Source organism: Nonomuraea sp. NPDC049419 (assembly GCF_040676995.1).
Lineage (GTDB): Bacteria > Actinomycetota > Actinomycetes > Streptosporangiales > Streptosporangiaceae > Nonomuraea > Nonomuraea salmonea.
The window spans coordinates 63,794-82,008 of the sequence record NZ_JBFAQB010000010.1 but is presented as its reverse complement, the minus strand read 5'-3'; the positions used below and the strand labels follow the sequence as shown (position 1 = coordinate 82,008).

Sequence of the window (18,215 nt, the reverse complement as noted above, 5' to 3'; positions counted from 1 at the left end):
TCGTACAGGGAGATCGACACCCGCGCCAACCAGCTCGCCCGCCGCCTCATCGAGCGCGGGGCGGGCCCCGAGTCGGTCGTCGGCGTCGCGCTCGAACGCGGCCCCGACCTGGTCGTGGCGCTGCTCGGCGTGCTCAAGGCCGGGGCGGCGTACCTGCCGCTGGAGCCCGAGCACCCGGCCTCGCGCATCGCCCTCATGGCGGCGGACGCGCGCGCCGGGATCGTCGTGGCCGCGGCGAGCACCGCGCACCTGGTGCCGGACGACGCCGCCTGCCTGCGGGTGGACGAGGCGGCGGACGTGCCGGGCGAGCCGCTGACCGAGGCGGAACGGGGACTCCTCAGCCCCGACCTGCCCGCGTACGTCATCTACACCTCCGGCTCGACCGGCCGCCCCAAGGGCGTGGTCGTCCCGCACGCGGGCATCGTGAACCGGCTGGCCTGGATGCAGCGGCGGCTCCCGCTGACCGGCGGCGACCGCGTGCTGCAGAAGACGCCGTTCGGGTTCGACGTGTCGGTGTGGGAGTTCTTCTGGCCGCTGACCGTCGGAGCCGCCCTGGTGGTGGCCCGCCCCGGCGGGCACCGCGACCCCGCCTACCTCGCCGAGCTCATGCGGCGGGCCGAGGTGAGCGTGGCCCACTTCGTGCCGTCGATGCTGGAGGTGTTCCTGCACGAGCCGGGCAGCGCCGGCGTCCCGCTGCGGCAGGTCGTCTGCTCGGGCGAGGCGCTCCCGCAGGATCTGCAGGAACGGTTCTTCGCCCGGCTGGCCGGCACCGAGCTGCACAACATGTACGGCCCCACCGAGGCGTCCGTCGACGTGACCGCGTCGCGCTGCCTGCCGGGGCACCCGGTGACGATCGGCGCGCCGGTGGCGGCCACGCGGGCGTACGTGCTGGACGAGGGCCTGCGGCCGGTCCCCGTGGGCGTGCCGGGCGAGCTCTACCTCGCCGGGGTGCAGCTCGCCCGCGGCTACGCCGGGCGTCCCGCCCTGACCGCCGAGCGGTTCGTGGCCTGCCCCTACGGCGGGCGCATGTACCGTACCGGGGACCTGGCCAAGTGGAACGCGGACGGCGAGCTGCTGTTCGGGGGCCGGGCCGACGACCAGGTGAAGATCCGCGGCATGCGGGTCGAGCCCGGTGAGATCCAGGCGGTGCTCCAGCGGCACGACCAGGTCGCGCAGGCGGCGGTGGTGATCCGCGAGGACATTCCGGGCGACCCGCGGCTGGTCGCCTACGTCGTCCCGGCCGGCGCGGCCACGGACCTGCCCGGCCACGTGCGGCGGCACGCCCGGCAGTGGCTGCCCGACCACATGGTGCCGTCGGCGGTGGTCGTGCTGGACGCGCTGCCCGTCACGGTCAACGGCAAGCTGGATCGCAGGGCGCTGCCCGCCCCGCAGTACGCCGCCGGCAAGGGCCGTGGCCCCGCCGACGCCCGCGAGGAGCTGCTGTGCGAGGGGTTCGCGCACGTGCTCGGCCTCGAGCGGGTCGGCGTGGACGACGACTTCTTCGCACTGGGCGGACATTCGCTGCTGGTGGTCACCCTGGTGGAGTGGCTGCGCGAGCGCGGCGTCAGCGTGTCCGTACGGGCCCTGTTCCAGACGCCGACCGTCGCCGGCCTGGCCGCCGCGTCCGGACCCGAGCAGGTGACCGTCCCACCCAACGCGATCCCCGACGACGCCACCGCGATCACCCCCGACATGCTCCCGCTGGTGGACCTGGCACAACAGGACATCGACCGGATCACGGCGGCAGTGCCGGGCGGCGCGGCGAACGTGGCCGACATCTACCCCTTGGCCCCGCTTCAGGAAGGTCTGCTCTTCCACCATCTGCTCGCCGAAGGCGGCGACGACGCCTACGTGACGCCGACCGTGCTGGAGTTCGACACGCGGACCCGGCTGGACGCCTTCACGGAGGCGCTGCAGCGGGTGATCGACCGGCACGACATCTTCCGCACGGCGGTGATGTGGGAGGGGCTCCCGGAGCCGGTCCAGGTCGTGTGGCGAAAAGCGGAGCTGCCGGTGACCGAGATCGCGGGCGACCTGCTGGCCACGGTCGGTCTGTCGATGGACGTGGGCCGCGCGCCGCTGCTCGACGTGCACCTGACGCAGGACGGCGGCCGCTGGTTCGCTCTGGTGCGGGTGCACCACCTGGTGCAGGACCACCTCGGCCTCGACCTGCTGCTCGGCGAGGTCCAGGCGTTCCTGGCCGGACGGGGTCACGAGCTGCCCGAGCCGCTGCCGTTCCGCACCTTCGTCGCTCAGGCCAAGGGCGCCGTGAGCGCAGAAGAGCACGAGCGCTTCTTCGCCGGCCTGCTCGGTGACGTCGAGGAGACGACCGCGCCGTTCGGTGTGGTGGACGTGCGGGGAAGCGGGGCAGACGTCAGGGAGGTTCAGGCCGCGATTCCCGGTGAGGTGGCGGCCGGGGTGCGGCGGGTGGCGCGCGGGCTGGGGGTGAGCCCGGCGACGGTGCTGCACGTGGCGTGGGCCCGGGTTCTGGCAGCAGTGGCCGGGCGGGACGACGTGGTGTTCGGGACAGTGTTGTTCGGCCGCATGAACGCGGGCGCCGGCGCCGACCGGGTCCCCGGCCCTTACATCAACACGCTGCCGGTCCGGGTCCAGATCGGTGAGACCGGGGTCGCGCAGGCGATCACCGCGATGCGGGGACAGCTCGCCGAACTCCTGGCCCACGAGCACGCCTCCCTGGCGGTCGCGCAGCGGGCGAGCGGGGTGCCAGGAGATGCGCCGCTGTTCACCTCGCTGTTCAACTACCGGCACAACAGCGCCGACGACCAGGCAACCGGCACCTTCGACGGCATCACCATCGCCTTCTCCCAGCAGCGCGACAACTTCCCCCTCTCCGTGGCCGTGGACGACGACGGCCGCACCCTCGGCCTGGTGATCGGCGCGGTGGCGCCCATCGACCCCGTGCTGGTCGCCGAGCTGCTGTGCACGACGGTCGGCAACCTGGTCCACGTCCTCGAGACGGACGCGGGAACGCCGCTGTCGGCGGTGGGAGTGCTGGACGAGGGCGAACGGCGCGTGCTGGAGGAGTGGAACGACACCGCCGCGACCGTGCCGGACGCGTCCGTGGTGGATTTGTTCGAGGCGCAGGTCGCGCGGACGCCGGATGCGGTGGCCGTGGTGTGTGAGGGCGTCGGGGTGAGCTATGCGGAGCTGGACGCTCGGTCGGATCGGCTCGCGAACGCGCTCGTCGGGCGTGGGGTGGGGCCGGAGTCGATCGTGGGGGTGGCGCTCGAACGCGGCATCGACCTGATCGTGGCCGTGTTCGGCGTGTTGAAGGCGGGCGGCGCCTATCTTCCGATCGACGTCAGTCACCCCGCCGAACGCATCGCCTACCTCATCGACGACGCGCGGCCGGTGACGGTGCTCGCGTCGGCGAGGACGGCGGCCTTGCTGCCTGTCCCGGCGCTGACCCTGAATGATTTGCGCGGTGCCGAGGGGCCGGTCCGCAGGGTGGGGCTGCGGCCGGAGCATCCGGCTTATGTGATCTACACGTCGGGCTCCACCGGGCGTCCGAAGGGCGTGCTGGTCGAGCACCGGTCGCTGGCCAATCTGCTGCACTGGGCCGCGTGCACGTTCAGCGAGGTGTCGCGGGTGCTGGCGGCGACGTCGCTGAGTTTCGATGTGTCGGTCTTCGAGATCTTCGCGCCGCTGGTGTCGGGCGGCTCGATCGAGATCGTCGACGACCTGCTGGCGTTGGCTGATCGTGGCCGGTCGTGGGAGGTGTCGCTGGTCAGCGCGGTGCCCTCGGCGCTGTCGCAGGTCCTGGCCGAGACGACGGCGCGGCCCGGCCGCGTGGTCCTGGCCGGTGAGGCGCTCAGCGCGCCGGTCATGCGCGCGGTGAGGGAAGCGCTGCCGGGCGCGCGGGTGGACAACATCTACGGCCTCACCGAAGCCACGGTGTATGCGGCCGCCTGGCACGGCACCACCTCGGGCGCCCCGCCGATCGGCCGGCCGCTGACCAACACGCGCCTGTATGTCCTCGATCAGGGGTTGCGGCCGGTTCCGGTGGGCGCGGCGGGTGAGCTGTACATCGCCGGTGCGGGGCTGGCACGGGGCTATGTCGGCCGCCCCGGCCTGACCGCGGAGCGGTTCGTGGCATGCCCCTACGGCGGTCGCATGTATCGCACCGGCGACCTCGCCCGGTGGAACGCCGACGGTGAGGTGGAGTACCTCGGCCGGGTGGATGAGCAGGTCAAGGTGCGTGGGTTCCGGGTGGAGCCGGGCGAGATCGAAACCGTGCTGGCGGCGCATCCTTCGGTGGCCCAGGCCGTGGTGGTGGCCCGGGAGGACACGCTGGTCGCCTACATCGTCCCGGATGAGCCCGGCGTGGCGGAGGGAGTGCGGCGGTTCACCGCCGACCGCCTGCCCGGCCACATGGTGCCGGCGGCGGTGGTGGAGCTGGAGGCCCTGCCGCTGAACGCCAACGGCAAGCTGGACCGCCGCGCCCTGCCCGCGCCCGAGATCCCTGTGACGGCCGCCCGCGAGCCCGCCGACGCGCGCGAAGAGATCCTGTGCGGCCTGTTCGCCGACGTCCTCGGCCTGGACCGGGTGGGCGTGGACGACGACTTCTTCGCCCTCGGCGGCCACTCCCTCCTGGCCGTACGGCTGATCAGCCGGATCCGTGCCGACCTCGGCATCGAACTGCCGCTGCCCGTGCTGCTGGAGTCGCCGACCGTGGCGGGCGTCGCGCAGCGGCTGGGCGAACAGCGGCCCACTTCGAGACCCCCTTTGCAGCCGATGCGTGACCAGGAGGAACGTTCATGATCCCGTTGTCGTACGCGCAGCGTCGGCTATGGTTCATCCAGCAGCTCGAAGGGCCGAGCGCGACCTACAACATCCCGATCGCCCTCCGCCTGGCCGACGACGTGGACCCGGGAGCACTCCACGCTGCCTTCCTGGACGTCATGGCCAGGCACGAGGCGCTGCGCACGGTGTTCCCCGTGGCGGGCGGCGAGCCGTACCAGCACGTCCTGCCCGTGGACGAGCTGGAGTGGGAGCTGACCGTCCGGGAGGTGGCGCACGGCGCGCTCGGCGGCGCCGTGGACGAGGCGTGCCGGCACGCGTTCGATCTGGCGGGGGAGCCGCCGATCAGGGCGTGGTTGTTCGTGACGGACACCGGCGAGAACACGCTCGTCGTGGTGATCCACCACATCGCCGGCGACGGCTGGTCGCTGAAGCCGCTCACCCGTGACGTGTCGGCCGCGTACGAGGCCCGCTCCTCCGGCAGGGCCCCGGACTGGGAGCCGCTGCCGGTCCAGTACGCCGACTACACGCTGTGGCAGCGCCGGCTGCTCGGCGACGACCAGGACCCGGACAGCCTGATCTCCCGCCAGATCGGCTACTGGCGGGGCGTGCTCGACGGCCTGCCGGAGGAGCTGCCGCTGCCGTACGACCACCCGCGCCCCGACGTGCCCGGCTACCGCGGCCACGTGGCGACCGTGGACATCCCGGCCGACCTGCACGCGCGGCTGGTGGAGATCGCCAGGGCCGAGGGCGCCACCACGTTCATGGTCCTGCAGGCCGGGCTGGCGGTGCTGCTGTCGAGGCTGGGCGCGGGCATCGACATCCCGATCGGCACGCCCGTCGCGGGCCGGCTGGACGCGGCCCTGGAGAACCTCGTCGGCTTCTTCGTCAACACGCTCGTGCTGCGCACCGACCTGTCCGGCGACCCGAGCTTCGGCGAGCTGCTCGGCCGCGTCAGCAAGGCGGGATGGGAGGCGCTCTCCCACCAGGACGTGCCGTTCGAGCGCCTGGTGGAGGAGCTGGCCCCGAACAGGTCGCTCTCCCGCCACCCCCTGTTCCAGGTCATGCTCACCCTCGACACCGCCACGGAGGGCCCGGACGACGGCGACGGCGTGCCGACGGCCGCGCCGGCGGCGAAGTTCGACCTCGAGATCAGCGTCACCGAGACCGTGGACGCCGCAGGACGCCCCGCGGGCATCCGCGGCTCCCTGCTGGCCTCGGCGGACCTGTTCGACGCGCCCACCGCCGCCGCCCTGGCCGCCCGCTGGACGCGGGTGCTGCGGCAGGTGGCCGCCGACCCGCGGACCCGTACGGGTGCGGTGGACCTGCTGGACGACGACGAGCGCCGGCTGCTCGCCACCTGGAACGACACCTCGCTGCCCGTGCCGCGGACGACGGTGCCCGAGCTGTTCGCGGCGCAGGCGGCCCGCACCCCCGACGCCGTGGCCGTGGTGTGCGGCGGCGCGCAGGTGTCGTACGCCGAACTCGACGCCAGGGCCAACCGGCTGGCGCACTTCCTCGCCGAGCGCGGCGTGGGCCCCGAGACGCTGGTCGCGGTCGCCCTGGAACGCGGGATCGAGCTGATCGTGGCGCTGCTCGCGGTGTCCAAGGCGGGCGGCGCCTACCTGCCGATCGACGCCTCCTACCCGGCCGAGCGCGTCGCGTTCATGCTCCAGGACGCCGCGCCGGTGCTGGTGCTGACCACGGCGAAGGAGGAGCGGACCGGCGCCACTCCGCGCGTGCTGCTCGACGACCCCGCCACCGCCGCCGCCGTCGCGGCCATGCCGGCGCAGCCGCCCGCCTGCGCGCCGACCCCCGCGCACCCCGCCTACGTGATCTACACCTCGGGCTCCACCGGGCGGCCGAAGGGCGTGGTGGTCGAGCACCGGTCGGTCGGCAACCTGCTGTCGTGGGCGGCCGCCGAGTTCGGGGGCGAGCAGTTCTCCCGGGTGCTGGCCTCGACCTCGCTCAACTTCGACGTGTCCGTCTTCGAGATCTTCGGCCCGCTGATGTCGGGCGGCTCCATCGAGATCGTGGACGACCTGCTGTCGCTCGCCGACCGTGACCGCTGGGACCTGAGCCTGATCAGCGCGGTGCCGTCGGCGTTCTCGCGGCTGCTCGACGTCGACGGACTCGACGTGCGGGCGCGTACGGTCGTCATGGCCGGCGAGGCGCTCACCCCGAACGCCGTCGCCGCCGTCCGGGAGGCACTCCCGGACGTGCGGCTGGCCAACATCTACGGCCCCACCGAGGCCACCGTCTACGCCACCGCCTGGTACGGCGAGACCTCCACCGGCACCCCGCCCATCGGGCGGCCCATCACCAACGTCCGCGCCCACGTGCTGGACGCCGCCCTGCGCCCGGTACCGCCCGGCGTCCCAGGCGAGCTGTACGTGGGCGGCGCCGGCCTCGCCAGGGGCTACCTCGGCCGGCCTGGGCTGACCGCGGAACGGTTCGTGGCCGACCCGTTCGGCGGCCCTGGCGCGCGGCTCTACCGTACGGGCGACCTGGTGCGCTGGAACGCCGAAGGCGACCTCGACTACCTGGGCCGCGCCGACGACCAGGTGAAGGTGCGCGGCTTCCGCGTCGAGCCGGGCGAGATCGAGAGCGTGCTCACCGGCCACCCCGCAGTGCGCCACGCGGCGGTGATCGCCCGGCAGGACCTGCCAGGGGACAAGCGCCTGGTGGCCTACGTGACGGGCGCCGGCGTCGTCCCCGAGGAGGTGCGCGAGCACGCGGCCCGCAGCCTGCCCGGCTACATGGTCCCGTCGGCCGTCGTCGTCCTCGACGCGCTGCCGCTCAACGCGCACGGCAAGCTGGACCGCAAGGCGCTGCCCGCGCCCGCGTTCGCCACCGGCGCCGGCAGGGGCCCGGCGAACGCGCGCGAGGAGCTGCTGTGCGCCGGGTTCGCCGCGATACTCGGGCTCGACGGCGTCGGCGTGGACGACGACTTCTTCGCGCTCGGCGGCCACTCGCTGCTGGTGGTGTCGCTGGTCGAGTGGCTGCGGGCGCGCGGCGTCACGATCTCCGTACGCGCGCTCTTCCAGACGCCGACCGTCGCGGGGCTCGCCGCGGCGGCCGAGGACGAGCAGGTCACCGCACCCCCCAACGGCATCCCCGGCGACGCCCGGCACATCACCCCCGCCATGCTCCCCATGGTGCGGCTGACCCAGGACGAGGTGGACCGGGTCGTCGCCGCCGTGGACGGCGGCGCGGCCAACGTCGCCGACGTCTACCCGCTGGCGCCGCTGCAGAGCGGCATCCTCTTCCACCACCTGCTCGCCGACGGCGGCGAGGACGCCTACGTGACGCCGACCGTCGTGGAGTTCGACTCCCAGGCCAGGATGGAGGCGTTCCTGGCGGCCCTGCGGCGCGTGATCGACCGGCATGACATCTTCCGCACCGCGGTGCTGTGGGAGGGGCTCGCCGAGCCCGTCCAGGTGGTGTGGCGGACGGCGACGCTGCCGGTCACGGAGGTCGCCCCGGCGGCGCCCGAGGAGCTGGTGTCCGCCGTCGGCCTGGCCATGGACCTCAGGCGGGCGCCGCTGCTCGACGTGCACACCGCCCGGCACGGCGAGCGCCGCCTGGCCCTGGTGCGGGTGCACCACCTCGTCCAGGACCACCTCGGCCTGGAGATCCTGATGAACGAGGTGGCGGCGTTCATGAAGGGCGAGGAGCCGCCGGAGCCGCTGCCGTTCCGCACCTTCGTCGCCCAGGCCAGGGGCGGGCTCACCGAGGAGGAGCACGAGCGGTTCTTCGCCGGGCTGCTCGGCGACGTGGACGGCCCGACCGCGCCGTTCGGCGTCCTGGACGTGCACGGCGACGGCAAGGACGTCGTCCGCGCCGAGCTGGATCTGCCGCAGGGCCTGCCGGACCGGGTCCGCGAGACCGCGCGCCGGCTCAGCGTCAGCCCGGCGACGCTCCTGCACGTGGCGTTCGCCCGCGTGGTGGCCGCCGTGTCCGGCCGCGACGACGTCGTGTTCGGCACGGTGCTGTTCGGCCGGATGAACGCCGGCGCGGGCGCCGACCGCGTGCCGGGCCCGTTCATCAACACGCTTCCGGTCAGGACGCGGATCGGCGGCGCCACGGTCGCGGACGCCGTCGCCGCGATGCGCGGGCAGCTGGCCGAGCTGCTCGCACACGAGCACGCGCCGCTGGCGGTGGCGCAGCGGGCCGGTGGCGTGCCCGCCGGGACGCCGCTGTTCACCTCGCTACTCAATTACCGGCACAACCCCGGACAGGACGGTCAGTCCTCGGACGCCTTCGAAGGCATCAAGGTCGCCTACTCGCGCGAGAGCAACAACTACCCGCTCACCGTCTCCGTGGACGACGACGGGCAGGGCCTGTCGCTGGCCGTGGACGCCGTCGCGCCCATCGACCCCGGCCTGGTGGCCCGGCTGCTGAGCACCGCGCTGGACGGCCTCGTCACGGCCCTCCGCGACGACCGGGAGGCGGCGCTGTCCGGCGTGCCGGTGCTGGACCAGGCCGCCAGGCGGCAGGTGCTGGAGGAGTGGAACGGGACGCCCGCCCCGGCGCGGGCCGTGCCGGTGGTGGAGCGGTTCGAGCAGTGGGCCGCGGCCACGCCGGACGCGGTCGCGGTGACCTGCGACGGCGTGGAGGTGACGTACGGGGAGCTGGACGCGCGGGCGAACCTGCTGGCCGCCCGGCTGACGGACCTGGGCGTGGGCCGCGAGTCGGTCGTGGGGCTCTGCCTGCCGCGCGGCATCGGGGCGCTGACCGCCATGCTCGCGACCTGGAAGGCGGGCGGCGCCTACCTGCCGATCGACCCGGCGCATCCCGCCGAGCGCATCCGGTTCGTCCTGGCCGACGCGCGGGCCGTGGCCGTGCTCGCCGACGCCGGCACCGCCGACGCCCTCTCCGGCGTGCCGGGTGTGGTGGTCCTCGACGATCGGCCGGTGGACGGCGTGCCCGCGCCGGTGCGCACCCGGGCCGAGCCGGGCGGGCTGGCGTACGTGATGTACACCTCCGGCTCGTCCGGGCTGCCCAAGGGGGTGGCGGTCACCCACGGCGGCCTGGCCTCTTACGTGGCCTGGTCGGCCGAGGCGTACGAGGTGGCGGGCGGCGCGCCCGTGCACTCGTCGCTGGCGTTCGACCTGACGGTGACCAGCGTGTGGGTGCCGCTGGCGGCCGGCGCGGGCGTGCGCGTCAGCGTGGCCGGCGGGGCCGAGGGGCTGGCCGCGCTCGTGCGCGAGCAGGGCGGCGGGTTCGGGCTCGCCAAGGTCGTGCCGGGACACCTGCCGCTGCTGCGCCAGGAGCCGGGGAACGTCGCGGCGGGCGCGCGCCACTGGGTCGTCGGCGGGGAACCGCTCGCCGGCGCCGAGGTGCGCGCCTGGCTGGCGCGGGCGCCCGAGTCGGCAGTCGTCAACGAGTACGGGCCCACCGAGGCGGTGGTCGGCTGCTGCACCTTCGAGGTGCGCGCCGGGCAGGAGGTGGGCGCATGGGCGCCGATCGGCCGGCCCGCTCCCGGCACCCGCCTGTACGTGCTGGACGGCGGCCTGGAGCCGGTCCCCGTGGGGGTGCCGGGCGAGCTCTACATCGCCGGCGCGCAGGTCGCCCGCGGCTACGCCGGACGCCCCGGGCTGACCGCCGAGCGCTTCGTGGCCTGCCCGTACGGCGGGCGCATGTACCGTACCGGCGACCTCGTGCGCTGGAACGCCGGCGGGCAGCTGGAGTTCCTCGGCCGCACGGACGACCAGGTCAAGATCCGCGGCTACCGCATCGAGCCAGGCGAGGTCCAGGCCGCCGTCGCCGCCCACCCCCGGGTCTCCCAGGCGGCGGTGATCGCCCGCGAGGACAGACCAGGCGACCTCCGCCTGGTCGCCTACGTGGTCCCGGCAGACACCGATGCCGATGTCGCGGCCGGTGTCACGCCGGACGAGGTGCTCGCCTTCGCGGCCGGGCGGCTGCCCGAGCACATGGTGCCCGCCGCCGTCGTGGTGCTGGACGCGCTGCCGCTCACCGTCAACGGCAAGCTCAGGCGGGACGCTCTGCCCGCCCCCGAGTACGCGGTGACCGAGGGCCGCGGCCCCGCCACCGTACGGGAGGAGATCCTCTGCGAGGAGTTCGCCCGCGTGCTCGGCCTGGACCGGGTCGGTGTGCACGACAACTTCTTCCGCCTCGGCGGCCACTCGCTCCTGGCCGTGTCGCTGGTCGAACGCCTGCGGGCGCGCGGCGTCGCGGTGTCGGTGCGCGCCCTGTTCGACCGGCCCACGGTGGCCGGCCTGGCCGCCGCGGCGGCGGTGCCCTGGGTGGAGGTGCCGCCCGGCCGCATCCCCGAGGACGCGCGGGAGATCACTCCCGACATGCTCCCGCTGGTGGACCTGACCCTCCACGAGATCGAGCGGATCGTGGCGAGCGTGACGGGCGGCGCCGCCAACGTCGCCGACGTGTACCCGCTGGCGCCGCTCCAGGAGGGCCTGCTCTTCCACCACCTCATGGCGGGCGGGGGACGCGACACCTACGCCGCGCCCACCGTCGTGGAGTGCGACTCCAGGCAGGGCTTCGACGCCTTCGTCGAGGCGCTGAGGCAGGTGGTGGACCGCCACGACATCCACCGGACGGCGGTCGTGTGGGAGGGCCTGCGCGAGCCGGTGCAGGTCGTGTGGCGGCACGCCGAGCTTCCCGTACGCGAGGTGAGCCTGGGGGACGGCGACGCGCTCGACGACCTGCTCGCCCTCGCCGCCGAGCCGATGGACCTCGCCCGCGCCCCGCTGATGGACGTCACCGCGGCCCAGGACCCCGCCACAGGAAGGTGGCTGGCGATGGTCCGCATGCACCACATCGTCCGCGACCACATGGCGCTAGAAGCCGTGTACGAGGAGGTCTCGGCCATCCTCGCGGGCCGCGGCGGCGAGCTGCCCGAGCCGGTGCCGTTCCGCGACTTCGTGGCCCAGGCGCGCGGCGGCGTCACCCGGGAGGAGCACGAGCGCTACTTCACGGGGCTGCTCGGCGACGTGACCGAGCCGACCGCCCCGTTCGGGCTGGTGGACGTGCACGCCGACGGCACCGCGACCGAGCAGGCGCTGATGCGCGTCGATCCCGGGCTGGAGGCGAGCCTGCGCGCGGTGGCACGCCGCCTCGGCGCCAGCCCCGCAACGATCGCGCACGTCGCCTGGGCCCGCGTGCTGGCCGCCGTGTCGGGCCGCGACGACGTCGTCTTCGGCACCGTGCTGTTCGGCCGCATGAACGCCGGCACCGGCGCCGACCGCGCGCTCGGCCTGTTCATGAACACCCTGCCGGTACGGGTCAGCCTCGGCGACGGCGGGACGAGCGTGACCGGCGCCGTCACCGCCATGCGGGACCAGCTCGCCGCGCTGCTGGAGCACGAGCACGCCCCCCTGGCCGTGGCGCAGCGCGCGAGCGGCGTGCCGGCCGACGCCCCGCTGTTCACCTCGCTGCTGAACTACCGCCACAACACCGCCGCCCCCGACCGTCAGCCGGACGAGGACGCCGGCGGCGTCCGCGTCGCCTACACCAGGCCGGTCAACAACTATCCGCTCACCGTCGCCGTGGACGACGACGGCGACGGCATGGGCCTGGCCGTGGACGCCGTGGCGCCCATCGACCCCCACGCCGTCGGCGGGCTCGTCATGACCGCGCTGAAGAACCTGGTGGCGGCCCTGGAGACCGAGCGGGACGTGCCGCTGCGCGCCGTCGAGGTGCTCGGCGAGGACGAGCTGCGCCGCCTGGTGGAGGAGTGGAACGACACCGCGGCGGAGATCCCGGACCGCACGGTCGTCCGCATGTTCGAGGAGCAGGCCGCCCGCACGCCGGACGAGGTGGCGGTCGTGGGCGGCGCGACCCGGCTCACGTACGCCGAACTGGACGAGCAAGCCGCCCGGCTGGCCGCCTACCTGACCGCCCAGGGCGTCGGCGCCGAGTCGGTCGTGGGCCTGTGCCTGCCCCGGGGCGTGGAGGTGGTGACGGCGATCCTCGCGGTGTGGAAGGCGGGCGCCGCGTACCTGCCGATCGACCCCGAGCAGCCCGCCGACCGGATCGTGTACATGCTGTCCGACAGCCGCGCCGCGCTGCTGCTCGGCACCGCGGACATACTCGACGAGCTGCCGGTCGCCAGGATCCGCACGCTCGCGCTCGACGATCCGCTGGTCGCGGCCCAGATCGCCGCAGCGCCGCGCGGCTCGGCCGCGGTCGCCGTCCCCCCGCAGGCCGTCGCGTACGTGATCTACACCTCGGGCTCGACCGGCCGGCCGAAGGGCGTGGCCGTCACCCACGGCGGGCTCGCCAACTACGTCACGCACGTGCCCGGCGCGGTCGGCCTCGGCGAGCCAGGCGCCCGCTACGCCGTCCTCCAGGGCCAGGCCACCGACCTGGGCAACACGATCATGTTCGCCAGCCTCGCCCACGGCGGGCAGCTGCACGTCCTCGACGCCGGCACCGCCGTGGCGCCCTACCTGAGCGAGCACCGCATCGACTACCTCAAGGCGGTGCCCTCCCACCTGGCCGCGCTCGGCGCCGACGGCCGTCTCGGCGACGTGCTGCCCGCCAGGTCGCTGGTGCTGGGCGGCGAGGCCGCCCCCGAGCCGTGGGTCGGCGAGCTGCTCGCGGCGGCCGGCGAGCGCCGGGTGTTCAACCACTACGGCCCCACCGAGACCACGATCGGCGTGGCCACCACCCGGCTCACGCCGGGCGGCCCGGTGCCCATCGGCCGGCCCGTCGCCAACACCCGCCTGTACGTGCTGGACCGCTGGCTGCGACCGGTCCCCGCCGGCTCGCTCGGCGAGGTGTACGCCGCCGGCGAGGGGCTGGCCCGTGGCTACGTCGGCCGGCCGGGGCTGACCGCGGAGCGGTTCGTGGCCTGCCCGTACGGCGGGCGCATGTACCGTACCGGCGACCTGGCCGGCTGGACCCCCGACGGGCAGCTGCTCTTCGCCGGCCGCGCCGACGACCAGGTCAAGATCCGCGGCTTCCGGGTCGAGCCCAGCGAGGTCCAGGCGGTCGTGGCCGCGCACCCGCGCGTCACCGGCGCCGCCGTCGTGGCGCGCGAGGACGTCCCCGGCGACCGGCGCCTGGTCGCGTACGTGACCGGCGACGGCGTCGAGCCCGAGGACGTGCGCACGTTCGCGGCCGCCCGGCTGCCCGGCCATATGGTCCCCGCGGCGGTGGTCGTGCTCGGCGAGCTGCCGCTCATGTCCAACGGCAAGCTCGACCGCAAGGCCCTGCCCGCCCCCGGCCGCGCCACGGCGGCGGGCGACGGCCGAGGCCCCGCCGACCTGCGCGAGGAGCTGCTGTGCGCGGCCTTCGCCGACGTGCTCGGCCTGGAGCGGGTCGGCGTGGACGACGACTTCTTCCAGCTCGGCGGCCACTCGCTGCTGGCCGTCCGGCTCGTCAGCCGCATCCGCGCCGTGCTCGGCGTGGACATCGAGATCCGCGAGCTGTTCGAGGCGCCGACGGTGGCCGGGCTCGCGGTCCGGCTGGCGAGCGCGGGCAGGAGCCGCCCGCCGCTCGCCGCCAGGGAACGCCCCGAGCTGGTGCCGCTGTCGTACGGGCAGCGCAGGTTGTGGTTCATCGCCCAGCTCGAAGGCCCCAGCGACGCCTACAACATCCCGGCCGCCGTGCGCATGGACGGCGAGGTGGACCGCGACGCGCTCCGTGCCGCCCTGGGCGACGTGCTCCAACGCCACGAGACCCTGCGCACGGTCTTCCACGTGGTGGGCGGCGAGCCGTACCAGGTGGTCCTCGACCTCGACGACCTCGACTGGGAGCCGGAGTTCCGCGACGTCGCGCCCGAGGACCTCGCGGCGGCCACCGCCGAGGCCGAGCGCCACGCCTTCGACCTGGCCCGCGAGGCGCCGATCCGCATGTCGCTGTTCAGCACAGGGCCGGCCGAGCACGTGCTGGTCGTGGTCATGCACCACATCGCCGGCGACGGCTGGTCGTGGTCGGCGCTGGCCAGGGACTTCTCCACCGCGTACGCGGCCAGGCGCGAGGGCAGGCCGCCCGGCTGGACGCCGCTGCCCGTCCAGTACGCCGACTACACGCTCTGGCAGCGCGACCTGCTCGGCGACACCGGCGACCCGGACAGCGTCATCGCCCGCCAGATCGCCTACTGGCGCACCGCGCTGGCCGGCGCGCCCGAGGAGCTGCCGCTGCCCGCCGACAGGACGCGCCCCGCCGTCGCCGGGCACCGCGGTGTCCGCGTCCCCCTGGACATCCCGGCCGCCACCCACGCGCGGCTCCTGGAGCTGGCCCGCGCCGAGGGCGTGACGATGTTCATGGTGCTGCACGGCGCGCTCGCGGTCCTGCTGTCGCGGCTGGGCGCCGGCACCGACATCCCCGTCGGGTCGGCCGCGGCGGGGCGCGGCGACGAGGCGCTCGACGACCTGGTCGGCTACTTCGTCAACACGTTCGTGCTGCGCACCGACCTGTCCGGCGACCCGGCCTTCCGCGAGGTGCTGAGCCGGGTGCGGGAGACGGGTCTCGAGGCGTTCGCCCACCAGGACGTGCCCTTCGAACGGCTCGTGGAGGAGCTGTCACCGGCCCGGTCCCTGGCCCGCCACCCCCTGTTCCAGGTGGTGCTGCTGCTGGAGAACACCGCCGCGCCGGTCCTCGACCTGCCCGGCGTGCGGCAGGACGGCGGCGGCCTGGGCACCGGCGACGCGGTCGTCAAGTTCGACCTCGACGTCAGCGTGGTCGAGGTGCTCGACGCGAGCGGCGCGCCGGCCGGGCTGCGCGGCTCGGTGACGGCGGCGGCCGACCTGTTCGACGCGGAGACGGCCGAGATGATCGCCGAGCGGCTGGCCCGCGTGCTGGACACGCTCGCCGCCGACCCCGGCCTGCGGCTGAGCCAGGTGGACGTCCTGGACGGCGGCGAACGCCGCCGCCTGCTGCAGGAGTGGAACGACACGGGGCTCGACGTGCCCCGCGCGACCGTCGCCGACCTGCTGGAGGAGCAGGCAGGCCGGACCCCGGACGCCGTCGCCCTGACCTTCGGCGCGGACCGGCTGACCTACGCCGAGCTGCACGAGCGGGCGAACCGGCTGGCCCGCCACCTCGCCGGCAGGGGAGTGGGCCCAGAGACGGTCGTCGCCGTCGTGCTGGAGCGCGGCGTGGACCTGCTCGTGGCGCTCCTGGCCGTGGTCAAGGCCGGCGGCGCGTACCTGCCGATCGACCCGGCCTACCCGTCGGAGCGGACCGCGTACGTGATCGCCGACGCGGGCGTGGTGTGCCTGCTGACCAGCGACGACCTGCGCGAGCGGCTGCCCGAGTTCGGGATCTCACCGGACGGCCGGGACGGCGTGCCCGTGCTCGTCCTCGACGATCCCGCGCTGGACGCGGAGGTGGCCGCGCTGGACGGCGCGCCCCTGGCCCAGGGCGAGCGCACCGCGCCGCTGCTGCCCGAGCACCCCATGTGGGTCATCTACACCTCCGGCTCGACGGGCCGGCCGAAGGGCGTGCTCGTCGAGCACCGGGCCGTGGTGAACTTCCTGACCTCCATGCGGGGCCTGGTGCCGCTCGGCCCCGGCGACCACCTGGCGGCGGTCAGCACCGTGGGCTGCGACATGGGCGGGCTGGAGCTCTACCTGCCGCTGCTCACCGGCGCGCGGCTGGTCATGGCGGCGCAGGAGCAGGTGCTCGACCCCTGGAAGCTGCGCGCGCTCGTCCGTGAGTCCATCGACGCGGGCGGCGGCGTGACCGTGCACGCCACGCCCAGCCTGTGGCGCGGGCTGCTGGCCGACGACGGCGACCCGGTGGACTGGACGCGCGTCCGCGTCCTCGTCGGCGCCGAGGCGCTGCCCGACGACCTCGCGCGCGCCCTCCTGGACCGGGCCGGCGCCCTCACCAACCTGTACGGGCCCACCGAGACCACGGTCTGGTCGACCGCCGGAGCGCTCACCCAGGACCGGCCGGACGCCACGTCGATCGGCGTCCCCGTCGGCAACACCCAGGTGTACGTCCTGGACGACAGGCTCGCGCCGGTGGCGCCCGGCGTGGCCGGCGAGCTGTACATCGCCGGCGCCGGCCTGGCCCGCGGCTACCTCGGGCGGCCCGGCCTGACCGCCGAGCGCTTCGTGCCCTGCCCGTACGGCGGGCCCGGCGCGCGCATGTACCGCACGGGCGACCTGGTGCGGTGGAGCAGGGACGGCGACCTGCGCTTCCTCGGCCGCACCGACGACCAGGTCAAGATCCGCGGCTTCCGCGTCGAGCTCGGCGAGATCGAGGCCCTCCTGGCCGCGCACCCCTCGGTCGCCCAGGCCGTGGTGGTCGTCAGGGAGGACACCCCGGGAGACCGCCGCCTGATCGCCTACGTGGTCCCCTCCGAAAGCGCCGATGAGCGGACCGGGGATGAGCTGCGCGAGACGTTGCGCGGGCTCGCGAGGGACCGGCTGCCCGGCTACATGGTGCCGGCCGCGGTCGTGCCGCTCGACCGGATGCCGCTGATGCCCAACGGCAAGCTCGACCGCAAGGCGCTGCCCGCCCCCGAGTACACGGCGGGGGAGCGCAGCTCGGCCGGCCTCATGCTGGAGGAGATCCTGTGCGACGCCTTCGCCGAGGTGCTGGGCGTGCCCGAGGTGGGCGTGCACGACGACTTCTTCGCCCTCGGCGGGCACTCGCTGCTCGCGGTGGCGTGGGTCGAGCGGCTGCGCGAGCGCGGGGTGAAGGTCGAGGTGCGCGACCTGTTCGCCGCCCCGAGCGCCGCCGACCTGATGAAACGGCTGAGCATGTCAGCGGTGAGCGACTCCTTCGACGTCCTGCTGCCGCTGCGGGTCAAGGGCGACGGCCCGCCGCTGTTCTGCCTGCCGCCCGCCGCCGGGCTGTGCTGGGGATACGGGCCGCTGGGCCGCGTCCTGCCGGCCGGCATGCCGCTCTACGGCCTGCAGTCGCGCGGCCTGGACGGGCTGAGCGAGCTGTCGCGCTCGGTCCGCGAGGCGGCGCGGACGTCGATCCAGCGCCTGCGCGCCGCCCAGCCGAGCGGCCCGTACCACCTGCTGGGCTGGTCGTACGGCGCGATCGTCGCGCACGAGATGGCCGTCCAGCTGCGCGCGGAAGGGGAGGAGATCGCGGCGCTGATCGTCCTGGACCAGTTCCCCGCGGGCCACGACCCGGACGCCGATCTGGAGGACGCGGACGCCGAGCTGGAGCGGCTCACCGAGGTCGTACGCCGCCACGCCGGCGACGTCCTCGGCGCGGTCACCGAGGAGGAGCTGGTGCGCTTCGCCCGCGTCTTCCACAACAACCTGACCATCGGCAGGACCCACGACTACGGCACCTTCGACGGCGACCTGCTGCTGGTCGTCGCCGAGCACGGCCGCCCGCAGGACGAGCCCACCACCGAGCGCTGGCGGCCCTACGTCTCCGGGAAGATCACGGAGGTCAGGCTGCCGTGCGAGCACAACGACATGAACCAGCCCGGCGTGCTGGCCCAGGTGTGGCAGGCCGCGTCCGCCTGGCTGGGGCTGGACGGCACGCGATGA

Annotated in this window: 2 protein-coding genes (1 of these 2 cut by a window edge); both read left to right on the top strand. The window is 74.6% G+C overall.

The features are described 5' to 3' along the window. Nucleotides 1-4,782 carry the final stretch of a non-ribosomal peptide synthase/polyketide synthase gene (locus tag AB0K12_RS27630; protein ID WP_364567108.1) on the top strand. The gene continues 17,334 nt to the left of window position 1, outside the view, so only the last 4,782 of its 22,116 coding nucleotides appear in the window; the start codon falls outside the window, past its left edge; the stop codon is at nucleotides 4,780-4,782. Further along, nucleotides 4,779-18,215: an amino acid adenylation domain-containing protein gene (locus AB0K12_RS27625; protein ID WP_364567105.1), complete on the top strand. Its 13,437-nt coding sequence runs from the start codon at nucleotides 4,779-4,781 to the stop codon at nucleotides 18,213-18,215. The genes AB0K12_RS27630 and AB0K12_RS27625 overlap by 4 nt, the downstream gene beginning before the upstream one ends.

Bases quoted from the DNA above. Each gene is read 5' to 3' on its own strand.
- AB0K12_RS27625 (WP_364567105.1), top strand. From the start codon at position 4,779: ATGATCCCGTTGTCGTACGCGCAGCGTCGGCTATGGTTCATCCAGCAG.